This window comes from Bradyrhizobium sp. Pa8 (assembly GCF_052588265.1).
Genome location: NZ_CP176767.1, coordinates 9,327,012 through 9,350,293, shown reverse-complemented (window position 1 = coordinate 9,350,293; position 23,282 = coordinate 9,327,012). Strand labels below are relative to the sequence as shown.

Sequence of the window (23,282 nt, the reverse complement as noted above, 5' to 3'; positions counted from 1 at the left end):
TTGAAGCCGTTGTTAGCTCCCAAAACGGCCAAATCAAAAACGTGCCGACAAAAAGACATACGGGGAGATTGATGAGCGCTCAGGGAACGCCCGACGTTGCGGGCAGGACGGCAGGGGAAACCAAGGCAACGCCGAAGGGCGCCTGGACCGTCACTTTTCTCCTCTTTCTCTTCATGGTGGTGAACTTCGCGGACAAGATCGTCGTCGGTCTCGCCGGCGTGCCGATCATGACCGACCTGAAGCTCGACGCCGAGCAATTCGGCCTGCTCGGCTCCTCGTTCTTCTTCCTGTTCTCGATCTCGGCCATCGTGGTCGGCTTCATCGTCAACAAGGTGCCGACGCGCTGGGTGCTGCTGACTTTGGCGGTGATCTGGGCGCTGGCGCAGTTCCCGATGGTCGGCACCGTCTCGTTCACCACGCTCCTGATCTGCCGCATCGTGCTCGGCGCGGGCGAGGGACCTGCCTTCTCGGTTGCAGCCCACGCCATCTACAAATGGTTTCCCGACGAGAAGCGCACGCTGCCGACCGCGATCCTGTCACAAGGCTCGGCCTTCGGCGTCATCCTGGCCGTGCCGGCGTTGAACTGGGTCATCGTCAATCATTCCTGGCACTACGCCTTCGGCGCGCTCGGCGTCGTCGGCCTGCTCTGGGTCTGCGCCTGGCTGACGTTCGGCAAGGAAGGCCCGCTCGAGGATACGCAGGTTCTCGCCGTCACCGAGCCGAAAATCCCTTACGTGCAGCTGCTGACCTCGCGCACCTTCCTCGGCTGCGTGATCGCGACCTTCGGCGCCTATTGGGCGCTGTCGCTCGGCCTCACCTGGTTCACGCCGTTCATCGTCAAGGGCCTGGGCTTCTCGCAGAGCCAGGCCGGCTTCGTCTCGATCCTGCCCTGGGTGTTCGGCGCCACAATCGTCATCCTCACGGGCTGGATCTCGCAGGTGATGATGGCGCGCGGCTACACCACGCGCATCTCGCGCGGCGTGCTCGGCTCGGTGCCGCTGATCATCGGCGGCCTGATCCTGGCGATGATGGGGCACGTTCAGGGCGCGGGTCTTCAGATCGCGGCTCTCGTCGTCGGCTCTGGCCTCTGCGGCGCGATCTATGTCGTCTGCCCGCCGATGCTCGGCGAGTTCACCCCTGCCTCGCAGCGCGGCGCGGTCATCGCGATCTACGGCGCGCTCTATACGCTGTCGGGCATCATCGCGCCGAGTGTGATGGGCGCCGTGATCCAGCGCGCCGGCAACATGGTCGACGGCTACCTGACCGGCTTCACCATCAACGCGGTGGTGATGGTCGGCTCCGGCGTCATTGGCCTGCTGCTGCTGTGGCCGAACACGGAAAAGGCCAGGCTTACCCGCGGTACGGCCCCGCAAGGCGCGGCGTTGAAGGGCGCGGTCTCGCCGACGTAAGGGGGCGAGCGATTGCTCCAAGCACACTGTCGTCCCGGGGCGCGCGAAGCGCGAGCCCAGGACCCATAACCACAGGACGTGGTTTGACGAAGATTCGGAGTTGCCAGCTTCGGGCGGCAACTACTCCCTGGGGATATGGATCCCCGCCTTCGCGGGATGACAGCGGGATTGAGGTGCGGTCTTCGCGCCTCACTCGCAATCTTCGCTACTGCACTCCCTGCGCACCCCGGATCAACTTCCCCGGTCGGCGTCCCGTGGCCTCACCGTGCCGCCGCGTCACCACGCCGGACACGATCGTCGCGTCATAGCCGTCGACATCCTGCAACAGCCGCCGCCCGCCGACCGGCAGATCGTAATGCACCTTCGGCGGATGCAGATGCAGCCGGTCGTAGTCGATCACATTGACATCGGCTTTATAGCCGGGAGCGACGAGCCCGCGATCGGTGAGGCCGACCGAGAGCGCGGTCTTGCGCGACTGCGCGGCGACCACAAACGGGATCGTGAGCTTCTCGCCGCGCGTGCGGTCGCGGGTCCAGTGCGTCAGCAGATAGGTCGGGAAGGTGGCGTCGCAGATGATGCCGCAATGCGCGCCGCCGTCGGAGAGGCCCGGCACCGATTGCGGATCGATCAGCATCTCGCGCGTCGCGTCGAGATTGCCATCGGCATAGTTGAGGAAGGGCACGTAGAGCATGCCGCGGCCCTCGTCGGAGAGCATCGCCTCGTAGGCGAGCTCTTCCGGCTGGCGGCCCTGCTTGCGCGCCTGCGGCCCCAGCGCGTTCTCCGGCGGCTGCTCGTAATCGGGGGGATCGCCGAGTAGGAACATCTTGTCGTAGTTGGGCCGGAAGAACAGCGGATCGTCGGTCGCGGTCGCCGTCTCGCTCAGGATCGCCTTGCGTACCTCCGGCTGACGTAGCCGCGCCAGCCGCTCCCGCAGCGGCAGATGCGCGATCGCCTTATAGCTCGGATGGGTCTGGAACGGATTGCGCGATAGCTCGAGACCAAGCAAGAGCCCAACGGGCCGCGCCGCGATCTGCGCGGTGATCGAGAGGCCGCGCTTCGCCGCCGCATTGATCTCGTCCAGCGTCTGGCGCCAGCGGTTCGGTGCCTTGTCGTTCTGGGTGATCGAGAACGAGATCGGGCATTTCGTGGCGTCGGCCACCCGCAGCATCATCGGCAAATCTTCGTGGAGGGTGGAGAGGTCGAGCACGAATTGCAGCACGCTGCGGCCCTCGCGATGCATCGCGCCGGCAATGGCGGTGAGCTCGTCCTCGCCGGCCTTCAGCGTCGGCGTGAAATCGCCGGTCGAGGTGCGGTGGTTGAGCGTGCGCGAGGTCGAGAAGCCCAGCGCGCCGGAACGCACCGCTTCGCCCGCGAGCTTCGCCATTGCCGCATTGTCCTCGGCGGTCGAGGGATCGCGGCGCGCGCCGCGTTCGCCCATGACATAGACGCGCAGCGCGGCGTGCGGCAGCTGCGCGCCGACGTCGATGTCGAAATCTCGCTTCGACAGCCAGTTCATGTAGTCCGGAAAGCTCTCCCAGGCCCAGGGAATGCCGGCGCTCAGCACCGGCTCGGGAATATCCTCGACGCCTTCCATCAACTGGATCAGGCGGGTGTGGTCGGCGGGCTTGCACGGTGCGAAGCCGACGCCGCAATTGCCCATGATCGCCGTGGTGACGCCGTTCTGCGACGACGGCGTGATGTCCTGGCTCCAGGTGACCTGGCCGTCATAATGGGTGTGCACGTCGACGAAGCCTGGTGTGACGAGCTTGCCGCGCGCGTCGATCTCTTCGTTGCCTTTGCCTGCGACCTTGCCGACCTCGGTGACCTTGCCGGCGGTGATGGCGACATCCGCCTCGAACAATTCGCCGCCGCTTCCATCCGCGACGGTGCCGCCGCGGATCACGAGATCAGGGGTGCTCATGGTGTTTCTTCCCAGTTTGTTGTTTTGCGTTTCTCTATCCGTCGTCCCCGGACAAGCGAAGCGAAAATCCGGGACCCATAACCACAGGGAAGTGTTTGGCGAAGACTCGGAGTTATCAGTCTCGCGCCGCATTCCTCCTTGTGGTTATGGGTCCCTGCGTTCGCAGGGACGACAGCTGAATTATGCCTCAAGCCTTGGCTTGCGCCTTCCGCTCGGTGAACGGCGACAGCACCACGGTTGCGACCATGAAGATCACGGACGCCCCGAACACCCAGTGCGGCGCGCTCTGGTCCATGATCCAGCCGAACAGCAGCGGGCTGACGATGCCGCCGAGATTGAAGCCGGTGGAGACGATGCCGAAGGCGCGGCCCGCCGCGCCCGGAGGCGCCGCATTGCGCACCAGCATGTCGCGCGAGGGCGCGATCACGCCGGAGAGGAAGCCCGCCGTCATCATTGCGGCCGTCAGCATCCAGCCGGGCAGCGTGACCAGCGCGATCAGCAGCACGATCGCTGCGTTCGCGGCAAAGCAGGCCGCGGCGACATAGCCGTTGCGCGCGGTGTGGTCGGCGAGGAAGCCGCCGGCGAGCACGCCTGCGGCGCTGGCGGCGAGGAACGCGGTGAGCGCGATGTTGGCGGCGGAGTAGGACGCGCCGTAGCCACTCATCAGCGCCACCACGCCGAAATTGTTGATGCCGGCGACCGACAGGCTGAGCAGCATGAACAGCGCGGTGAGCGTGATCAGCGCCGGCGTGATCACAGCCTGCTTCGGCGCGTTTTCGTTGCCCGGCGTGGTCTTGTGCGCGCCGGCATCGGGTATGTTCATGACGACCAGCAGCAGGGCCACCAGCACGGCGATCGCGCCCGACGCGATCAGCGCACCCGTGCCGCCGGAGACGGTGACGAGCGCGGCGACGATCGCCGGCGCCACGGCGCCACCGAGATAACCGGCAAAGGTATGGACCGAGAAGGCGCGGCCCATCCGCGCCTCGTCCATATGCTCGGCCAGGATGGCGTAGTCAGCGGGGTGGTAGACGCTGTTGGCAAGACCCAGCAGCACCGCGCAGGCAATCAGCGAGGCATAGCTGAGATGCAGGCCGAGCAGGATCAGCGCGAAGCCGCCGAGCGCGAGCCCGCCCAGCAGGATCTTGCGCGCGCCAAAATGGTCGACGAGATAGCCGGTCGGCGCCTGCGTCAGGCCGGATACGACCGCTGAGACGGTGAGCGCGAAGCCGAGCTCGATATAGCCGACGCCGAGCTGGCTCTTCAGGAACGGAAACAGCATCGGCAGGACCAGCAGATGGAAATGACTGACCCAATGCGCGATCGAAATCCCGGTCAGCGTGCGCAGCGCGCTGTCCGCCTTGCCTTGTTGCGGTGCGGCGAGAACGTCGACCATTGCAGTTCCGTTTCACGTCCTTAAGGGGGGACGCGCAAACTATCGGGGAGAGCCGTTATTTGTCCATGAACGCGGGCGCATGGCAGGTAGCGCGGGTGGGGCGCTGCGATCTGAAAGGGGGGAGGGAACGCACCGTTCGTGGGGCGAGCTTCTCATCCCTCACAACGGCTCGTCATCCGAACCGTAGCGGTCGCGTTTCGGCGTCGCGATGTCGCCGTCGTCGCAATCGTCGTCGTCGAGCGGAGGCGGGGGCTTCTTCGCCCTGTCGTCCGCTTGCTTGTTATCAGCGACTTTGGGCGGATTGCCCGGCTTGCCAGTCTTGGCCATGGGTGATCCCGGATGGTGATGCGTCATCCGCTTCTACCCCCTAGAATATGTGCGGTTCCTGACTTACCGCAAGAAGGGGGGCGTCAGCGCACCACAGGCCCGCCGGCCTTCTTCCAGGCATCGATGCCGCCGGCGATGTGGGCAGTGTTGGAAAGGCCGGCTTCCTTGGCGGCGGCGACAGCCATCGCCGAGCGTTCGCCGAAGGCGCAGAAGAACACGACGCGGCGGCCGGTGGCGGCCGCGACCTCGCGCAGCATGCCGCCGGGCTTCAGGCTGTCTTCAACGGACGGATAGGGCGTATGCAGCGCGCCTTCGAGCATGCCGTGCTTCAATCGCTCGTTGGTCTCGCGCAGATCGACCAGCAGGATATCGGGACGGCCGAGGATGCGGATCGCCTCGACGGCGCTGAGCGCGCGGCCCTCTTTCTCCAGCTCCTCCTGATGCAGGCCGACATGCATGTTGGCGGGCACCGCGACGTCCATCATCTTCGGATTGGGCAGCTTCAGGTTCGCCATCAGCTCGATATATTCGTCGACCGAACGCACCTGGAGCCGCGGATTGTAGCGCTTCTCCTCGCCGATGGTGGAGACGGTGTCGCCTTTGTAGTCATGCGCCGGGAACACCATCGTCTCGTCCGGCAGCTTGAGCAGGCGATTGAAGATCGAATCGTATTGCGCGCGTGACGACCCGTTCTGAAAATCGGTGCGGCCGGTGCCGCGGATCAGAAGCGTGTCGCCGGTGAAGACGCGGTCGCCCATCAGATAGGAATAGGAATCGTCGGTGTGGCCGGGCGTGTACATCACGTCGAGCGACAGGCCCTCGATCGTCACCTTGTCGCCGTCGGCGACCCGCATCGCCACCACGTCGGCCTTGGTCTGGTCGCCCATCACGGTCATGCAATGGGTGCGGTCGCGGAGCTCGCCGAGCCCGGTGACGTGGTCGGCATGGAGATGGGTGTCGACGGCTTTCACCAGCTTGAGATCGAGTTCGCGCAGCAGCTGGCAGTAGCGATCGACCTTCTCCAGCACGGGATCGAGGATCAACGCCTCGCCGCCGGGGCGGCTGGCGAGGACATAGCTGTAGGTGCCCGAAACGCTGTCGAAGAGCTGGCGAAAGATCATGGCAAAACCCGGCGTGGAACTGGTTCCCAAGATTCTACTACGCTATGGGCCAGGAAGAGAAGCAATTCACTGTGTAGACAGCAAAATTTAGAAGATTTTTATTGCGGGGGATGGGAAGTCGTTAGTGTCCGCCCCCACCCACCGGCGTCATCGCCCGCGAAGGCGGGCGATCCAGTATTCCAGAGACGGCAAGGGGATACGGAGAAGCCGCGGCGTACTGGATTCCTCGCTTTCGCGGGGAATGACACCGAGGGTGTCGCGGCGTCGTGCCACGGCCGAAGCCCCTACGGCCGCACCACCGTGTACCCATTCTCCGCCAGGAACAGGATCTGCCCGACCCCGACCTGCACCGGCGTCGCAGCGGGGATGAACTCCGGCCGTTTTCCGCTCTCCCGCTCGATCGTGTCGACCGTGTTGAGGCAGATATCGAAGCGCACGCCCTGCGCGATCAGGCTTTCGACCTGCTTGCGGCGCTCGCTGCCTGACAACAGGAGATCAATGCCGGGACCGAGCGCCACCACCTCGATCGCGACCTTGTCCGGATCGTAGGCCTTCAGGAGATTGTTGGCGACGCTCAGCACCAGCGCCTGCTTCTTCACATCGCCGTCGGAGAGCTGAAGCACGATCTTGTGCTCGGCGAACGGCTTGTCCTGGAGCGGCACTTGCTGTGCCGAGGCCCACGGCGTGGCGGCGAAGGCGAGCGCCGCCAGCAGCATCGCGCGACAGATTTGCGACCGCATCATCCCTGTCCTGCAATGCCTGGATTGCCCTCGACGCCCTTCAGCGTCACGCCGGAGCCGAGCCGCTCCTGAAACATCCTGCCTGAGCGCAGATATTTGGCGACGACATCCCACACCGGCGCGCCCTGCTGGCCGTTGACCGAGGCCCAGCCCGCGACCTTGTAACGGTGGCTCGCGCTGAGCGCCTTGCCGCCACTGAGCTTCAGCTCGGAGATGCGGCTGCCGATCGCACCCGTCGGCGTGCAGGTGTAGCTGAGCCCGCCGGCGCGCACCATGTCGCCGCCCTGCTGGTAATAGGGGTCGGGATTGAAGAGGTTGTCGCAGATGTCTTCCAGCACCTCCTTGATCTGGGCGCCGGTCATCTCCTGCACGTAGGTCTCGGGATAGGTGATCGCGGTTTCCGCGAGCACATCCTCCATGGTCAGCGGTTGGCCGGACAGTGCGGTGATGCCCCAGCGGAAGCCCGGCGACAGCGCGATCTCGGCATCGAGCTCGCTGCGCAGCGCGGTGCAGATCAGCTCGTCGACGGGACCGGCGAAATTGTCGCGGCGATACAGCAGGCGGTCTGGCGTTGCGATCTTTTCCGACCAGTCGGTGACATGCGGCGCGCGCACCCGGCCGATCAGCTCGGCCATGCCAGGGTCGGGCTTCAGCAGCTCGGAATAGACCGGCAGCAGGTGATACCTGACGTCGCCGACCTTGCCCTTGTCGAGCGCGAGGTCGAGGACGCCCAGAAATTTTCCGTTGGAGCCGGCATTGGTGACGAGCGTCGTGCCGCTCGCGTTCTTCACCGCGATGGGCTGCGGGATCGCATCATGGGTATGGCCGCCGAGGATGACGTCGATGCCGGTGACGCGGCTCGCGAGCTTGAGATCGACGTCCATGCCGTTGTGCGACAGCAGGATGACCGCATCGACTTTCTCGGTGCCGCGCAAGGCATCGACATGCTTCTGCAACTCCTCCTCGCGGATGCCAAAAGTCCAGTCCGGCGTGAACCGCTTGGGATGCGCGATCGGCACGTAGGGGAAGGCCTGGCCGATGATCGCAACGCGATGGCCGCTGAGCTCCTTGATCATCGAAGGCTTGAACACGCGCCCGCTCGCCTTGTCGAAGGCGGGGGCGTCGTTGAACGCGGCCTCCTCGGTCAGGAAGACGTTCTGCGCCAGAAACTCGCCCTTGAAGCGCTCGAGATTCTCACGCAGCACCTGCTCGCCATAGGTGAATTCCCAATGCCCGGTCATCGCCTCGATGCCGAGCAGATTGGCGACCTCGACCATGTCGCGGCCCTGCATGATGTTGGCAAGCCCCGTGCCCTGCCAGAGGTCGCCGCCGTCGACGAGCACGGAGTGCTTTTCGCCGGCATCGCCGCGCAAGCGATCGATCAGTGTCTTCAGATGGGCGAAGCCGCCGAGCTTGCCGAAGCGGCCCGCGGACTTCTCGAACTCGAAGCAGCTGAAAGCATAGGCATCGGCGCTGTCGGGCCGGATGCCGAACCGCTCGAGGAAGGCGCGGCCAACCAGATGCGGCGGCCGTCCTGCCATCTCGCCGATGCCGATATTGACGCTGGGCTCGCGGACATAGACCGGGTTGAGCTGCGCATGCGTGTCGGTGGTGTGCAGGATGCGCGCATTGCCGAACCGTTCGAGGTCGTAAATGCTCGCGGTCTCGGCGCCGCGCGCGAGCCGCGGCAGGCTGAGCGATGTGGCGACAGCAGCGGTGCTCTTCAGGAAATCGCGGCGGCGGATGGCCATCCAGAAATTCTCCGCGCCTCTCAACGGCAATTCGACGGTTCCACGAGATTTTTAGTCTAGCGGATTTCCATCGCCTTCCACGCCTCTTTTTCAGACGTCGCCTGGAAGATCGAGGCCTTCGCCAGCGCCTCGGCCTCCTTCGAAGCGGCAACCGCGCGGTCGAAATCGCCGCCGTCGGCCGCCTTCTTGGCTGCCGCCAGCGCAGATACGGTCACGGTCCACTGGTTGCGCATGCCGGCTGCCTCCTTGGAGGCGGCCTCCGCAGCGGCATAGGCCGCCTTGTAATCCGCCTCGTTCGCCGCGCGCGCTGCTGGCGCGAGGCTCAATGCCAGCAACATGGCGAGAGGAAGTGACACCTTCATGGCCGTGCTCCCGGCCCTGAAATCGGCAGGCCGTTGGCGACGTAGGACAGGAAATATTCGACGTCGCGATATTCATCGGCCTGCGGCTCCAGCGGAACCGCACGGGTCTGGCTGTTGCAGGTGACGAAGCGGCGGCTGGTGGTGCCCATGCCGCTCCATTCCGAGCGGTAGATCGGCATCGCGTTCAGAATGCCGAGCGCCGGTGCCAAAATCTCGGCGCGGATGCGCTCGCCCGGGCTCTGCACATGGCAGCTCGCGCAGGAGAAATTCATCTGGCCGCGGCGCGTGTAGAAGTAGCGCTTGCCGTTCTCGTACGCGGCGAGCGCGCGCGGGTCGTCGGGGATATTGATGTCCATCGGCTTGCCGCGCGAGGTGAACGCCATGTAGGCGGTCAGCGAAGCCATCTCGTCCTTGACGTAGGAATAGGGCGCCTCGCCATTGGCCTCGCGGCAACGGTTGAGCGCGAGCTCCAGCGTGACGACCTTGCCTTCCCCAGTGTCGAAGTAAGGATAGTTCTGGCGGATGCCGATGCCGCCATTCGGGAAGCAGTCGGCATAGGTCTTGCCGTTCCTGAACGGGGTCGCGAACATCTCCTTGCCGGCGTCGAGCGCGAACTCGTAGGGCGGGAATTCCTCCTTCTCCTGCCATTGCCGCTTCATGTCCTCGTTCATCGAATAAGGACCATTGACGAAATCCTCGTGCTTCACGGTCGGAAACTTCTGGAAGAAGAAGTTCTGGAACGCTTTCGCATCGGCGACGGGATCGACCTTGTCGGCCGCGATGACACGCGGAGAGGTGAGGGCGAACGCGACCAGCGCGGCGCTCAACGAACCAAGCAGAAGATAGAAGCGGACATTCATCACGAAATCTTCGCGGTGGCCGTGTCCGACCCACCCTTGTTGTCGGTCCAGGAGACCTTGAGGTCGTCGCCCTTCTTGGCGCCCTTGAAGCTGAACTTGACGTAGGGGTCCTTGGAGACCGCGGTGCCCCAATCGGCGACGAAGACGTCCTTGCCGTTACATTCGAACTTCAGCCGCTGGATGAAGTGCGCCGGAATCACCTCGCCCTTGGCGTCCTTGACCAGGCCGGTGTCCATGGGGTGCTGGATCAGCGCCTGCACCTCGGTGATGTCGCCGTTGACCGTGGCCCGGACGCGAATGCTGGATGCCATCTGGATTCTCCTACCCGCCGCAGCCGCCGACTGTGACTTTGACTTCCTTGGTCGCGCTGTAGAGCTTGCCGTCGGCTTCCACGATCGCGGTCACGTTGGTGGTCTTGGCCATCTTCAGGCGGTTGGCGACAGCGGGAATGGTGCCATCGGGAATCTTGTAGCTTGCCGCGAGCGCGCTCGGGTTCTCGGCCACGAAGAACGAGATCGAGGTGACCTTGTCGAGCGTCGTCGTCACCGAGATCGGCACCACGCCGCCGTTCTCGGCGATCTCGGGGGCGTCGAGCTTGACCTTGTCGGACGGCTCGGCGGTCTTGCCGTAGAGCGCCTTGATCGCGTCCGCCTCGCTCTTCTGCTTGAACGCTTCATCCGGATATTTGTCGTTGGCCGCGGCACGCGCGGGCGTGAACGGCAGGTTGCCGAGGCCGAGCAGCGCGACGCCGGCTGCGCCCTGAAGGATCAGGCGACGCGTCGGATGAGGGCCGGTGGTCGTGGTCATCGGAGGTCTCCTGGCGTGCCTGAAGTCACAGGGTCTGGAGGAAATCAACGATCGCGCTGATCTCCTGCTCGGTCAAAATCCGGTTCCGGCCGAACGGCGGCATCATGGTCTGCGGATTGCGCTTGGTCTCGTCGAAGATGATCGCGACCAGCTCGTTGCGATCAGGGTATTTTGATTTGATGTCCTTCAGCTCCGGCCCGATCGTTCCCGGCAAGTCGCCGCCCTTGATGACGTGGCAGGTCAGGCAATTGCCCTTGCCGCGGTCGAAGGCGAGCTTCTGGCCATCGGCCACGGCGGATTGCGCCCGCACGGGGCCTGCGGCAAGGCCGGCGGCGATCGCCAGCAGGACGTAAAGGACGGGCGTCCGTGGAAAGGCGGTCAAGGCGTCATTCCGAGGCGTTATGTCGATGATCTCGTTCGCGGAAATATAGTGTTCCAAAGCACAAAGGGGATCACCTGACAATCAAGACTATGCGCGCGGCAAAATGGAGTTAATATCTTCCGCATTGCAACTAAAGAGCTTACTTGTTCGGCGGATTCGGGCCAGCAGCGCTGGCCGGCTGTTTTCGGGGCGTTTGGACGCCCATCGTGTTTTTTTCCCGTTCTCGTTTTTTCAAGGGGACCTCAATTGGCTGAATATGTCGTCGAATTTGGCGGGGACGGCGGACGGGTCGAGCCGGATGGGCGGCTCGATGCACCGGCATTTCATCGCAATCACGAGCCGCTCTGGGCGGCGCTGGAAAAGCATCTCGCAGGCCTGACCGGCAACGTGGTCGAGCTCGGCAGCGGAACCGGCCAGCACGTGGTCCATTTCGCCCAGCACACGCCCGGCCTGATCTGGTGGCCGAGCGACCTCAACCAGCGCCACCTCAAGAGCATCGAGGCCTGGCGCGTCCATTCGGGCCTGCAAAACATCCGCTCGCCGCTGCGGATCGATCTCACCGACCCCGACTGGTGTCCGGAGATGCGAAGCGGGCAGGGCCCGACGAGTCTTGCCGCATTGTTCTGCGCCAACGTCATCCACATCGCACCATGGAGCGTGGCCGAGGGCCTGTTCGCCGGTGCCGGCCGTTACTTGCGGGCCGACGGCAAGCTGTTCCTCTACGGCCCGTTCAAGCGCGACGGCAAGCACACCGCGCTCAGCAATGCCGTGTTCGACACCTCCTTGCGCGAAGGCAATCCCGAATGGGGCGTGCGTGATATCAGCGACGTCGAGACGCTCGCGCGCGGCGCCGGGCTAAGCTTGGTCGATACGATCGAGATGCCGGCGAACAATCTGACGCTGGTATTCGCGCGCGTTTGAGGCGCTGCTGACTTATGTCCGGGTGCACGCCACGAAGGCGGTGCGCTCCCTCCCCCCTTGCGGGGGAGGGCGGGGGAGAGGGGTAGCCCAGGAAACGGTCTATCCATCGACGACCCGCCGCGCGCGCAAATCGAGAGAGTCCCCGTGTAGTACCCCTCTCCCTGCCCCTCCCCCGCAAGGGGGGAGGGAATGAGAGAGCGGTGGCCGCCTCACGGTGTGATGCGGTCGAAGTCCGCAAGGGGACAGCGCGACTACGCCTCCCCGTCCTTCCACCCGATCCTGTCCTTCAAGAACCGGAAGCCGATCACCTCGAAGCCGGCGCGCTCCTTGTTGTCCTTGCCGTAGCCGTGGCCGCCGGCCTCCGGCTCGTAAAACCAGGCCTCGTAGCCCATCGCCTGCAGCTTTGCGGCCATCTTGCGCGCGTGACCGGGATGAACGCGGTCGTCGCGCCGTGTCGTGGCGATCAGGATCGGCGGATAGGACTGGCCGGCATTCACGTTGTGATAGGCCGAGTAGGTCTTCAGCCACTCCCACTCTTCGGGCTTATCAGGGTCGCCATATTCCGCGATCCAGCTCGCGCCCGCGAGCAGTTTTGTGTAGCGGCGCATGTCGATCAGCGGAATGGTGCAGAACAGCGCGCCGAAGCGCTCGGGGTAGCGCACCAGCATGTTGGTGATCAGGATGCCGCCGTTCGACCCGCCTTGCGCCGCGATCCGCTTTGCTTTGGTCACGCCGCGTCGCACGAGATCGGCGGCAACGGCCGCGAAATCGTCGTGCGAGAGTTTCTTGCCGGCGAGCCGGCCGGCATCGTGCCAGCGGGTGCCGAACTCGCCGCCGCCGCGCAAATTCGCCTGCACAACGGTGCCGCCGCGCTCGAGCCACAGCTTGCCGAGCGAGGGGTTGTAGTACGGCTTCACCGCATGGGCGAAGCCGCCATAGGCGCTCATATAGACCGGCGCATCGCCGGACTCGCCGGCGGGACCCGTCTGGACATAGGGAATGCGCTCGCCGTCGATCGAGATGGCCTCGTGCTGTGTGACCACGAGGCCATCCGCGGTGAACGTCTTCGGCGCCTGCTTCAGCACGGTCGGGCTTGCGACGCCGCGTTCCAGCAACAGCAGCGACGGCGGCGTCAGCGGATCCTGCACATTGGCGAGCAGGTCGCCATTGCTCTCGGACGGATGGCGATCGAGCGGCCAGACGTCGACGACGCCGATCTCGGGGAGGCCGGGAAGCGTCTCGCGGCTCCAGCCCGTCGCTGATGGCGTGCAGATCTCGAAGTGCGGCCTGAGCTCGTCGAGGATCGACAGCACCAGTCTGCCGCCCGCCCAGAACAGGCCTTGCAGGGCGCGTCGCGGTCCGGGCTCGAACAGGACTGCGAAATCGCGGTGGCCTGCGAGGAACGCCGAGAGCGAGATGCCGAGCACGGTGTCGGTGGCATAGGTCCGCCCCTCGACCTGCCAGTCCCTGCGCAGCTTCATCGCGAACCAGTCGCCATGCGCCTGCATCCAGATGCCGGTCGGCAGATCGAGCTTCGTCGTCGCACCAGCCGCATCGCGCAGCCAGATGGCGTGATTGAAGAAGTCGATCTGGTCGACGATCCAGATCCGCGGCGCCGGTCCGGTGTCGTCGGCCATGCCTGACATCGCCATGTGATCGGCCGTGGTCTCGAGGATCGTTTGCGCCTGATCGACAGGCTGGCCGCGCCGCCACACGCGAACGGTCCGCGAATATCCGGAAGTAGTCGCCATGCCCTCGCCATGGGCGCTCGACAGCAGCAGCGTATCGGCATCGAGCCAGTCCACACCGCCCTTGGCCTCCGGCAGCGTAAAACCGTCCGCGACGAAGCTTTTGGTGTCGAGGTCGAATTCCCGCAGGGTGACGGCGTCGCTGCCGCCGCGCGACAGGCTCAGAATCGCCCGCGAGCGTCCCGGCATCGTGGCGATCCCGCTCAGCAGCCAGTCCTCGCCTTCGCCCGCCGCGAGCTGGTCGATGTCCAGCATGATCTCCCACGCCGGATGCGGTTTGCGAAACTCCGTCAGCGTGGTTCGCCGCCACAGGCCGCGCGGGTTGGCGGCATCCTTCCAGAGATTGTGTAGATCGCTGCCGCGCCGGCTGACATAGGGAATGTTGTCGGGACGATCGTAGATCGCCGCGAGGACATCGCGGTCGCGCTCGAAGGCCGCGCCCCCGAACGCGGCGAGCGTCAGTTGATTCTGCCGCGCGACGAAATCGAGCGCCTGCTTGCCTTCGATCTCCTCCAGCCAGAGCCAGGGATCGTCGTCGGGAGCGCTGAGCGTAGGCCTGTCGTCGACGGACATGAAGAAACTCCTGAAGATCGCGGCGGATAGGATTTGATCGAGCGCAAGCCGTCAAGGGCGCGGCTCGTTATGATCCCTCCGATTGCGTCAGAGGCATGGCCTGCGCCCGTTTGCGCCGGTTGCCCGCCCTCCCGCGCCCCTCCATAGTGCCGGGAATCAACAAGTCCTCTCGGGCGGAAATGCCGATGTTAGACGTGACTACAGCCCACGAAATTGCTGCCGACGCCCGCGTGCGTGCCAATGTGGTGCGCCTTGCCGCGGCGCAAGCGCTGACCGGCGCCAACTCGGCGGTGATCTTCGCCACCGGCTCGATCGTCGGCGCGACGCTCGCGCCCGACATGTCGCTCGCGACGGTGCCGCTGTCGATGTACGTCGTAGGACTCGCTGCCGGTACGCTGCCGACCGGCGCGATCTCGCGCCGCTTCGGTCGCCGCTGGGCCTTCGTCATCGGCACCGGCTGCGGCGTCCTCACCGGCGTGCTCGGCTCGTTCGCGATCCTGCACGCCTCGTTCGCGTTGTTCTGCGTCGCGACCTTCCTCGGCGGCCTCTACGGCGCGGTGGCGCAATCCTATCGCTTCGCCGCCGCCGACGGCGCGAGCGCGGCCTACCGGCCCAAGGCGGTGTCCTGGGTGATGGCCGGCGGCGTGTTCGCCGGCGTGCTCGGTCCGCAGCTCGTGCAATGGACCATGGACGTCTGGTCGCCCTATCTGTTCGCCTTCAGCTTCCTGGTGCAGGCTGCGGTCGCGCTGGTCGCGATGGGCATCGTCGCGGGCGTCGACATGCCGAAGCCGGCACCGGCAGATCTGCACGGCGGCCGGCCGCTGCTCGACATCGTCACCCAGCCGCGCTTCATCGCGGCCGCGCTGTGCGGCGTCATCTCCTATCCCATGATGAACCTGGTGATGACTTCGGCGCCGCTGGCCATGAAGATGTGCGGCCTCAGTGTCAGCGATTCCAACTTCGGCATTCAATGGCACATCGTCGCCATGTACGGCCCGAGCTTCTTCACGGGCGCACTGATCTCCCGCTTCGGCGCGCCGAAGATCGTCGCCGCCGGCCTGCTGCTGGAGGCCGTGGCCGCCGGCATCGGTCTCTCCGGCCTCACCGCGATGCATTTCTGGGCCACGCTGATCGTGCTCGGTGTCGGCTGGAATTTCTCCTTCATCGGCGCCTCCGCGCTGGTGCTCGAGACGCACCGTCCGCAGGAGCGCAACAAGGTGCAGGCCTTCAACGATTTCCTGGTGTTCGGCATGATGGCGATCGGCTCGTTCTCCTCCGGCCAGCTGCTGGCGAATTACGGCTGGTCGGCGGTGAACATGGTGGTGTTCCCGCCGGTGGTGCTTGGCCTCGCCGTGCTCTTGCTGGCGTCCTGGGCCCGCCGCCGCAAGGCGCGGCTGGACGCGGCGATGGGCGAGTTCCCGGATGCGATCTGACGCATGATCCGGAAAAGTGCGTAGCGGTTTTCCGGAAAGATCATGCTCAATAGGTTGGCGGGAGGCTGTCAGCAGCGTTGATACTTCGATCACGGTCGAAGTGATTTTCTGGTCCTGCATCGTTACATGATGCTCGTCATGGAGAAGTTGTCCCGACGCCGGGACAGCGAAGGAAAAGCGCCAATGCTCGACAGTCCCCGGCACGACGCGCCCATCGACGAATCCTCCCTCCGCTACGAAGGCTGGCGCATCGTCGCGGTCTGCTTCCTGCTCGCGACCTTCGGCTGGGGGCTCGGTTTCTACGGTCAGAGCGTCTATGTCGCCGAGCTCCAGCGCGCGCGCGGCTGGCCGGCTTCGCTGATCTCCGCAGGGACCACGTTCTTCTATCTGTTCGGTACGCTGCTCGTCGTCTTCGTCGGCGAGGCCGTCAGAAAATATGGCCCGCGGCTCTGCCTGATCGCCGGCACGCTGGCGATGGCGGCGGCCGCGGTCGCGATCGGCGCGGTGCGCGAACCCTGGCAGCTCTATCTCGCCGACGCCGTGCTCGCCTTCGGCTGGGCCGGCACCAGTCTCGCCATGATCACCAACACGATCAGCCTGTGGTTCGACCAGAAGCGCGGCATGGCGATCAGCCTGGCGCTCAATGGCGCCAGCTTCGGCGGCATCGTCGGCGTGCCGCTGCTGGTGACCCTGATCGGCCACATCGGTTTCGCCAGTGCGATGTACGCCGCCGCCGGCGCCATGCTGGTGTTGCTGCTGCCGGTGATCCTCCTTCTCGTCGGCCGGCCGCCCGATCTCCACGGCTGGCATGCGACGGCGAAGGCCAGGCCGCAATCGTCGACGGAGATCCGCGCATGGGCGTTGCGCGACGTCGGCTTCCTCACGGTGACGATTGCGTTCGCGCTGGTGCTGTTCGCGCAGGTCGGCTTCATCGTGCACCTGATCTCGTTCCTCGATCCCGTGATCGGCCGCGAGCGCGCGGCGGTGGCGGTCGCGGTGCTGACCGCGATGGCCGTGATCGGCCGCGTGCTGTTCTCGATGGTGATCGACCGCCTCAACCAGCGGCTTGCCTCGGCGCTGTCGTTCCTGAGCCAGGCCGCAGCGCTTTGCGTCGTCATCAATTTGCACAACGACTATGTGCTGATCGTGGCCTGCGCGGTGTTCGGCTTCTCGGTCGGCAATCTCATCACGCTGCCGTCGCTGATCGTGCAGCAGGAATTCGACTCCGCCTCGTTCGGCGTGCTGATCAGCCTGAATACGGCGATCAACCAAGTGACCTACGCGTTCGGCCCCGGCGTCGTCGGCTTCCTCCGCGACTGGTCCGGCGGATACTCGCTGCCGTTCTATATCTGCATCGCGCTGGAGGTGGCGGCCGCGGCGCTGATTATGGTGCGGGGGAGGCCGCGGTCAAAGGTCGCCTAGAGTCGCGACGGCGCCTCCACACACTCTGTCATTGCGAGCGCAGCGAAGCAATCCAGAATCTTTCCGCGAAGACAGTCTGGATTGCTTCGTCGCTTCGCTCCTCGCAATGACGAGGGGAGAGAGTGGGGCATCACGTCTCGCGCTGCTTCAGCAACCCCTCGACATCCAGCCGCTTCGTGAACATCGCAAGCTTGCCGTCCGGCCCGAACGGCCATTGCTCTTTCGGCTTGTCCCAATACAGCTCCACGCCGTTCTCGTCGGGATCGCGCAGATACAACGCCTCGCTGACGCCGTGATCGCTGGCGCCGTCGAGCGCAATGCCGGCCGTGAGCACGCGATGCAGCGCATCCGCCAGCGCCGGCCGCGTCGGATAGAGGATCGCGGTGTGGAAGAGACCTGTCGTGCCCGGCGGCGGCGGCGAGCCGCCCTTGCTCTCCCAGGTGTTGAGCCCGATGTGGTGATGATAGCCGCCGGCCGAGATGAACGCCGCGCCCGAGCCCATCCGCTGCATCAGCTCGAAACCAAGCACGCCGCAATAGAAACCGAGCGCACGATCGAGATCGGCGACCTTGAGGTGAACGTGGCCGATCCTTGTGCCGGCGGCGACGGCTTGGCTTTGCGACATGGTGCTGCTCCGTTGACCAACTCCAGATAAGGCCGGCTTCGGGACAGTGCCACCTGCCTGTCCTGAAACCCATCGTTTCCGGATACGAAACTATGAGAGCTCCGGCACCTCGCCCTCCGGCAGCTCGAACTCGAACGTGTTCAGCGTCATCGACACCATTGTGTAATAGCCGCACAGCCCGATCACCTCGACGACGCCGCGCTCGCCGAGCAACGCGACGGCCGCATCGTAGAGGCCCTTCTCGACGCCATGGCCTTCATGCAGCGACTTCGCGACGTCGTAGATCATCTTGCCCTTGGGATCGTCGAAGACAGGCGTGCGACGGTCGCGGATCGCGTCGATGATTTTGGCGTCCATGCCGCCGGCAAGCGCCAGGCGCTTATGCGCATACCATTCGTAATGCGCAGTCCAGTGCCGCGCCGTCACCAGGATCGCGATCTCCGAAAGCTTGGCGGGGAATATCGTGTCGTAGCGCAGGACTTCGCCGAGCCGCGTGGCGTGACGGGCCATGTCGGGGCTGTTGAGCCAGGCCATCATCGGCGCCGGCGGCTTGCCGCGTTTGCCGGCGATCGACTCGTCATAGGTCTGCCGCTGGCTCTCGTTCATTTCGCCAGGCGAAAGAAGTTTCAGGCGCATTGTTGTTTCCTCTTTGTTTTCAAGCCTCGCCATCGCTCCGACTATAGCCGAATGCAGCGCCACGGAAGTGGTTGAATTCCACGGTGCGATGGCTCAGAGTCGCGCCCAACAAGTCTTTTTGATTGATGGAAACGACCATGAGCGAATCTGAAGCCACAGATCTTGAGAAATTCCGCAGCGAGACGCGCGCCTGGCTGGAAGCCAACTGCCCGCCGGAGATGCGCAAGCCCGTGACCTCGGACGGCGACGTGTTCTGGGGCGGGCGCAATGCGAAATTCGCCTCCGAGCCGCAGCGCATCTGGTTCGAGCGCATGCGCGACAAGGGCTGGACCGTGCCGGACTGGCCGAAGGAGTATGGCGGCGGTGGCCTCAGCGTTGCCGAGCACAAGGTGCTGCGCGCCGAGATGGCCAGGATGGGCGCGCGTCCGCCGCTGTCGAGCTTCGGCATCTGGATGCTGGGGCCGGCGCTGCTCAAATACGGCAACGAGGCGCAGAAGCAGGAGCATCTGCCGAAAATCGCGGCGGGCCTGATCCGCTGGTGCCAGGGCTATTCCGAGCCGAACGCCGGCTCTGATCTCGCCTCGCTCCAGACCCGCGCCGAGAGCGACGGCGACGATTTCGTCATCACGGGCTCGAAGATCTGGACCTCCTACGCCAACTACGCCGACTGGATCTTCTGCCTGGTCCGCACCGATCCCGCGGCGAAGAAGCACGACGGCATCAGCTTCATCCTGTTCGACATGGCCTCGAAGGGCGTGACGACCAAGCCGATCCTTCTGATCTCCGGCTATTCGCCGTTCTGCGAAACCTTCTTCGACGGTGTCCGCGTGCCGAAGTCGCACGTGGTCGGCACCGTCAACCGCGGTTGGGACGTCGCAAAATATCTGCTCCAGCATGAGCGCGCGATGATATCGGGCATGGGCGAGCGCGGCGTCGGCCGGCCGCTCGGCCAGATCGCGGCGGATTCCGTCGGCACCGATGCACAAGGCAAGCTCGACGATTCCATGCTGCGCGGCCGGATCGCGAGCTTCGACGTCGATGAGGCCGCGCTCGCCGCTTGCGCCGAACGCGCGGTCGATCTCGCCAAGGCCGGCCAGGCGCATCCGGCGTTCTCGTCCGCGATGAAATATTACGGCACCGAGCTCAACAAGCGCCGCCACGAGATCCTGATGTCGGCCGGCGGCGTCAACGCGCTGGAATGGGAGAGCGAGCGCTCCAGGCAGGGCGCCCGCCCGCGCGCCTGGCTGCGCACCAAGGCCAACTCGATCGAGGGCGGCACGACGGAGGTGATGCTCGGCATCGTCGCGAAGCGCATCCTGGATTTGCCGGGGGCGTGAGGCACGCTCTCACCACCCGTCATTCCGGGGCGCGCATAGCGCTAGCCCGGAATCCATAGTCCCGATCGTGGTTATGGATTCCGGGCCTGGCCCACCCAAGTCGGCTGCTGCCGACTTGGGCAACCAAAATACTAAACTCGGGCAAGCCCGAGTTTAGTGGGCCATCCCGGAATGACGAACAAAAAATAGATTTCGAATCGGAAACACCACCATGGCCCTCGTCCTCACCGAAGAACAATCGATGCTCCGCGACTCAGCGCGCGGGCTGATCAGCGACAAGGCGCCGGTGTCGCACCTGCGATCCTTGCGCGACGCCAAGGATCCCACCGGCTTCTCCAAGGAGCTCTGGCATTCCTTCGCCGAGATGGGCTTTGCCGGCCTGCTGGTGCCGGAAGAGTTCGGCGGCAGCGGTCTCGGCTTCATGGAGGCCGGCATCGTGATGGAGGAGATCGGCCGCACCTTGATGCCGTCGCCGTTTCTCGCCACCAGCGTGGTCGCAGCCTCCGCGCTGAACCGCGGCGGCAATGCCGCGCAGAAGTCGGAACATCTGCCGAAAATCTCCAACGGCTCGCTGCTCGCGACGCTCGCGATCGATGAAGGCGCAAAGCATCGCCCGCTCCAGACCAGCCTCCAGGCGGTGCGCGCCGGCAACGGCTTCAAGCTCTCCGGCGCCAAGGCGCTGGTCGTCGACGGCCACGTCGCGGACCTCTTCATCGTCGCGGCGCGTACTGCTGGCGCCGCCGGCGAGCGTGAGGGGCTGACACTGTTCCTGGTCAATCCCAGGGCCAAGGGCGTTGCGATCGAGCGCACCATCATGGTCGATGCGCACAACGCGGCGCGGATCGAGCTTGCCAATGTCGAGGTCAACGCCGATAGCGTGCTCGGCGAGGTCGATCAGGGTGCAGCGCTGCTTGACGGCGTGCTCGACATCGGCCGCGGCGCGGTCGCCGCCGAAATGGTGGGCCTGAGCGAAGAAGTCTTCAACCGCACCGTCGAGTACCTCAAGAACAGAAAGCAGTTCGGTAAGCTGATCGGCGAATTCCAGGCGCTGCAGCACCGCGCCGCCGAGCTCTATGTCGACATCGAGATCACCCGCGCCGCCACGATGAAGGCGCTCCAGGCACTGGATGCCGACGTCGCCAAGGCCGCATCAAGCGTGGCCGTGGCCAAGGCCCGCGCCGGCACCACCGCCACGCGCGCGGTGCAGGAGGGCGTGCAGATGCATGGCGGCATGGGCATGACCGACCAGTTCGACATCGGCTTCTTCATGAAGCGCGCCAGGGTGTGCGAGGAGCTGTTCGGCGATGCGGGTTACCACACCGAGCAACTGGCGAGGGCGCGGGGGTATTGAGGCGAGTTGAGGAGAGGCGCGACGAGGGGGCGCCTCACACGCGGTGTCGCCGCCCGGCTTGACCGGGCGACCCGGTACGCCGCGGCCTGTCCGCATGCGATTGACGTCTCGGAATACTGGATCGCCCGGTCAAGCCGGGCGATGACAGTTGAGAGTGTGGAGAAAGCTTGTCCCGAACTCGTCATTGCGAGGAGCTCTTGCGACGAAGCAATCCAGGCTATTCCCGCGGAGAGATTCTGGATTGCTTCGCTTCGCTCGCAATGACGGCGGAGAGACCTGTTACCGCACCGGCGGCGCGTACTGCACGCCACCCGCATTCCACAGCTGGTTCATGCCGCGCGGGATCTTCAGCTTGGACTTCTCGCCGATGTTGCGCTCGTACATCTCGCCGTAATTGCCGACGTTGCGGATGATGCGGACGACCCAGTCCCTGGTGAGGCCGAGCTGCTCGCCGTAATTGCCTTCGGTGCCGACCAGCCGCATCACCTCGGGCTTCTTCGACTTCAGGGCCTCGTCGATGTTCTCCGAGGTCACGCCAAGCTCCTCGGCGTTGATCATCGCGTAGAGCGTCCACTTCACGATCATCATCCAGTCGTCGTCGCGCTGGCGCACCACGGGCGCGAGCGGCTCCTTGGAGATCATGTCGGGCAGGATCATGTTGTCGCCGGGCTTGGAGAGGTTCAGCCTGAGCGCGTAGAGCTGGGAGACGTCGGCGGAGAGGGTGTCGCACTTGCCGGTGTCGTAGGCTTTCACGACGTCGTCGAGCTTGTCGAACTTCACCTCTTCATACTTCATGTTGTTGGCGCGGAAATAATCGGCGACGTTGAGCGCCGTCGTGGTCCCGGACTGCACGCAGACCTTGCTGCCGGTCAGGTCCAGCGACGTCTCCTTGTTGCGCGAACGCGGCAGCATGAAGCCTGCGCCGTCGTAATAGGCGACCGCCGGGAAATAGAGGTCGTAGTCGAGCTCGCGCGCCATGCTCCAGGTCGAGTTGCGCGAGAGGATGTCGACTTTCCGGCTCTGCAATTCCTTGAAGCGTTCGCCGGCGTCGAGCGGAACGAACTTCGCCTTGTTCGGATCGTTGAAGATCGCGGAGGCCACCGCGCGGCAGAAATCGACGTCGAAGCCGGTCCAGTTGCCCTTGTCGTCGGGGATCGAGAAGCCCGGCAGGCCCTTGTTGACGCCGCACAGCACCTCGCCGCGGCGCACGGTGCGCTTGAGCGTGCGGGTATCGTAGAACTCGTAGATCACCGCCAGGACGCCGACCAGCACGGCAACCGCGAGCCCGATCAGCAGGCCGCCTCGAAAAGTGCGCATCATGTTGCTCTCTCGAAAAAATCGGGAAAAGGAATTGGGAGGAGGGCGCAGAGCATGATCCGGAAGATCATGCTCAAACGATAAACTTAGAGCTCGGGCTTTTGCCGGATGACCACCTTGGTGCCGACGGGGACGCGATCATAGAGATCGGCGACGTCGTGATTGACGAGACGGAAGCAGCCTGAGGACACCTTGGTGCCGATCGTATCAGGGCGGTTGGTGCCGTGGATGCGGTAGACGGTGGTGCCGAGATACATGGCGCGGGCGCCGAGCGGATTGCCGGGGCCGCCGGCCATGAAGCGCGGCAGATAGGGCTGTCGCTGGATCATCTCCGGCGGCGGCGTCCAGTCCGGCCACTCCTTCTTGTTGGTGATGTTCACTAGCCCCTGCCACTGGAAGCCGTCGCGGCCGACGCCGATGCCGTAACGGATCGCGCGCCCGCCCGGCTGCACCAGGTAGAGGTGGCGCTCAGCGGTCGAGATGATGATGGTGCCCGGCGTCTCGGTGGTGCGGAAGTACACCACCTGCTTCTGCCATTCCGGCTCGAGCTGGTAGGCGTCGTCGGCGACCAGCCCCGGCTCGTCGCCGCGGTCGGGCTGCTGGGCGGAGGCGTATGAGGTGGTCAGGACCAGGCCCAGCGCCGCGATGAACGCCCCGGTCAGGCGACGATAATCCGTCATTTCAAGCTCTCCCCGCTGCCACAGCGTAAATCATTCGGACCATCTGAACTCAGGGGCAGCTTCGTGGCAAGTTCATGGCGCGCCCGGCTGGTATGTCACGAGAATGCTTTGGTTTTTTGACGAGGCCGGGCAATGCCACAAACAGGGGATGGCGCGAAAAGCA

General features: G+C 64.9%; 22 protein-coding genes. 6 read left to right on the top strand and 16 right to left on the bottom strand.

Features of this window, described 5'->3' with window-relative positions; all coding sequences use genetic code 11:
- Window positions 1-71 precede the first annotated feature (71 nt).
- Entirely contained in the window at window positions 72-1,409 is a 1,338-nt protein-coding gene (locus ACKWRH_RS44410; protein WP_445218690.1) for an MFS transporter, read from the top strand.
- A gap of 205 nt (window positions 1,410-1,614) precedes the next feature.
- Here the strand turns inward: ACKWRH_RS44410 and ACKWRH_RS44405 are convergent, their stop codons facing one another.
- From ACKWRH_RS44405 to soxX, 11 genes are all read right to left on the bottom strand, one after another.
- Window positions 1,615-3,330: an N-acyl-D-amino-acid deacylase family protein gene (locus ACKWRH_RS44405; RefSeq protein WP_445218689.1), complete on the bottom strand. Its 1,716-nt coding sequence runs from the start codon at window positions 3,328-3,330 to the stop codon at window positions 1,615-1,617.
- A 187-nt stretch (window positions 3,331-3,517) separates the two neighbouring features.
- A complete protein-coding gene (locus tag ACKWRH_RS44400) occupies window positions 3,518-4,726 on the bottom strand; it encodes an MFS transporter (protein ID WP_445218688.1) in 1,209 nt (402 codons plus the stop codon).
- Window positions 4,727-4,885: 159 nt separating this feature from the next.
- Window positions 4,886-5,053 (bottom strand): hypothetical protein, encoded by a 168-nt coding sequence (locus ACKWRH_RS44395; RefSeq protein ID WP_445218687.1) that lies wholly within the window; start codon window positions 5,051-5,053, stop codon window positions 4,886-4,888.
- Window positions 5,054-5,136: 83 nt separating this feature from the next.
- Entirely contained in the window at window positions 5,137-6,174 is a 1,038-nt protein-coding gene (locus ACKWRH_RS44390; RefSeq protein ID WP_445218686.1) for an MBL fold metallo-hydrolase, read from the bottom strand.
- Between the two features lie 284 nt (window positions 6,175-6,458).
- Window positions 6,459-6,917, bottom strand: a complete 459-nt coding sequence (locus ACKWRH_RS44385) for a DsrE family protein (protein ID WP_445218685.1) — start codon at window positions 6,915-6,917, stop codon at window positions 6,459-6,461.
- Complete coding sequence (gene soxB / locus ACKWRH_RS44380) at window positions 6,914-8,665, bottom strand: thiosulfohydrolase SoxB (RefSeq protein WP_445218684.1); 1,752 nt, start codon at window positions 8,663-8,665, stop codon at window positions 6,914-6,916. Before soxB ends, ACKWRH_RS44385 begins: the two co-directional genes overlap by 4 nt.
- A 56-nt stretch (window positions 8,666-8,721) precedes the next feature.
- Window positions 8,722-9,027, bottom strand: coding sequence for a hypothetical protein (locus ACKWRH_RS44375; protein ID WP_445218683.1), 306 nt, complete (start codon window positions 9,025-9,027; stop codon window positions 8,722-8,724).
- On the bottom strand, window positions 9,024-9,887 hold the full coding sequence (gene soxA, locus ACKWRH_RS44370; RefSeq protein ID WP_445218682.1) for a sulfur oxidation c-type cytochrome SoxA: 864 nt from the start codon (window positions 9,885-9,887) through the stop codon (window positions 9,024-9,026). Before soxA ends, ACKWRH_RS44375 begins: the two co-directional genes overlap by 4 nt.
- Window positions 9,887-10,198, bottom strand: coding sequence for a thiosulfate oxidation carrier complex protein SoxZ (gene soxZ, locus ACKWRH_RS44365; protein WP_445218681.1), 312 nt, complete (start codon window positions 10,196-10,198; stop codon window positions 9,887-9,889). The genes soxA and soxZ overlap by 1 nt, the downstream gene beginning before the upstream one ends.
- A gap of 10 nt (window positions 10,199-10,208) precedes the next feature.
- Entirely contained in the window at window positions 10,209-10,694 is a 486-nt protein-coding gene (gene soxY, locus ACKWRH_RS44360) for a thiosulfate oxidation carrier protein SoxY (RefSeq protein ID WP_445218680.1), read from the bottom strand.
- Between the two features lie 25 nt (window positions 10,695-10,719).
- A complete protein-coding gene (gene soxX / locus ACKWRH_RS44355) occupies window positions 10,720-11,076 on the bottom strand; it encodes a sulfur oxidation c-type cytochrome SoxX (RefSeq protein WP_028155216.1) in 357 nt (118 codons plus the stop codon).
- 246 nt (window positions 11,077-11,322) lie between these two features.
- Here soxX and ACKWRH_RS44350 point away from each other — a divergent pair, with 246 nt between their 5' ends.
- Window positions 11,323-11,997, top strand: coding sequence for a DUF938 domain-containing protein (locus ACKWRH_RS44350; RefSeq protein WP_445218679.1), 675 nt, complete (start codon window positions 11,323-11,325; stop codon window positions 11,995-11,997).
- A 251-nt stretch (window positions 11,998-12,248) separates the two neighbouring features.
- Here the strand turns inward: ACKWRH_RS44350 and ACKWRH_RS44345 are convergent, their stop codons facing one another.
- Entirely contained in the window at window positions 12,249-14,318 is a 2,070-nt protein-coding gene (locus tag ACKWRH_RS44345; RefSeq protein WP_445218678.1) for a prolyl oligopeptidase family serine peptidase, read from the bottom strand.
- Between the two features lie 185 nt (window positions 14,319-14,503).
- Between ACKWRH_RS44345 and ACKWRH_RS44340 the strand changes: the two genes are divergently transcribed.
- Window positions 14,504-15,751 carry an MFS transporter gene (locus tag ACKWRH_RS44340; RefSeq protein ID WP_445218677.1) on the top strand — a complete coding sequence of 416 codons (1,248 nt, stop codon included), beginning with the start codon at window positions 14,504-14,506 and terminating at the stop codon, window positions 15,749-15,751.
- Between the two features lie 183 nt (window positions 15,752-15,934).
- On the top strand, window positions 15,935-17,173 hold the full coding sequence (locus ACKWRH_RS44335; protein WP_445218676.1) for an MFS transporter: 1,239 nt from the start codon (window positions 15,935-15,937) through the stop codon (window positions 17,171-17,173).
- A 130-nt stretch (window positions 17,174-17,303) separates the two neighbouring features.
- Here the strand turns inward: ACKWRH_RS44335 and ACKWRH_RS44330 are convergent, their stop codons facing one another.
- Both ACKWRH_RS44330 and ACKWRH_RS44325 read right to left on the bottom strand, forming a co-directional pair.
- Complete coding sequence (locus tag ACKWRH_RS44330) at window positions 17,304-17,798, bottom strand: VOC family protein (protein ID WP_445218675.1); 495 nt, start codon at window positions 17,796-17,798, stop codon at window positions 17,304-17,306.
- A gap of 90 nt (window positions 17,799-17,888) precedes the next feature.
- The gene (locus ACKWRH_RS44325; RefSeq protein WP_445218674.1) at window positions 17,889-18,434 is read right to left on the bottom strand and encodes a carboxymuconolactone decarboxylase family protein; all 546 of its coding nucleotides are present in this window, start codon (window positions 18,432-18,434) and stop codon (window positions 17,889-17,891) included.
- A 137-nt stretch (window positions 18,435-18,571) separates the two neighbouring features.
- On the opposite strand from ACKWRH_RS44325, the gene ACKWRH_RS44320 reads away from it, so the two are divergent.
- Together ACKWRH_RS44320 and ACKWRH_RS44315 are read left to right on the top strand one after the other, a co-directional pair.
- Window positions 18,572-19,771, top strand: a complete 1,200-nt coding sequence (locus ACKWRH_RS44320; protein ID WP_445218673.1) for an acyl-CoA dehydrogenase family protein — start codon at window positions 18,572-18,574, stop codon at window positions 19,769-19,771.
- Window positions 19,772-19,982: 211 nt separating this feature from the next.
- The gene (locus ACKWRH_RS44315) at window positions 19,983-21,122 is read left to right on the top strand and encodes an acyl-CoA dehydrogenase family protein (RefSeq protein WP_445218672.1); all 1,140 of its coding nucleotides are present in this window, start codon (window positions 19,983-19,985) and stop codon (window positions 21,120-21,122) included.
- 279 nt (window positions 21,123-21,401) lie between these two features.
- On the opposite strand, the gene ACKWRH_RS44310 is transcribed toward ACKWRH_RS44315, so the two are convergent.
- Together ACKWRH_RS44310 and ACKWRH_RS44305 are read right to left on the bottom strand one after the other, a co-directional pair.
- The gene (locus ACKWRH_RS44310; protein ID WP_445222589.1) at window positions 21,402-22,439 is read right to left on the bottom strand and encodes an amino acid ABC transporter substrate-binding protein; all 1,038 of its coding nucleotides are present in this window, start codon (window positions 22,437-22,439) and stop codon (window positions 21,402-21,404) included.
- A gap of 86 nt (window positions 22,440-22,525) precedes the next feature.
- Window positions 22,526-23,119, bottom strand: a complete 594-nt coding sequence (locus tag ACKWRH_RS44305; protein WP_028151979.1) for a L,D-transpeptidase — start codon at window positions 23,117-23,119, stop codon at window positions 22,526-22,528.
- Between the last annotated feature and the right edge of the window lie 163 nt (window positions 23,120-23,282).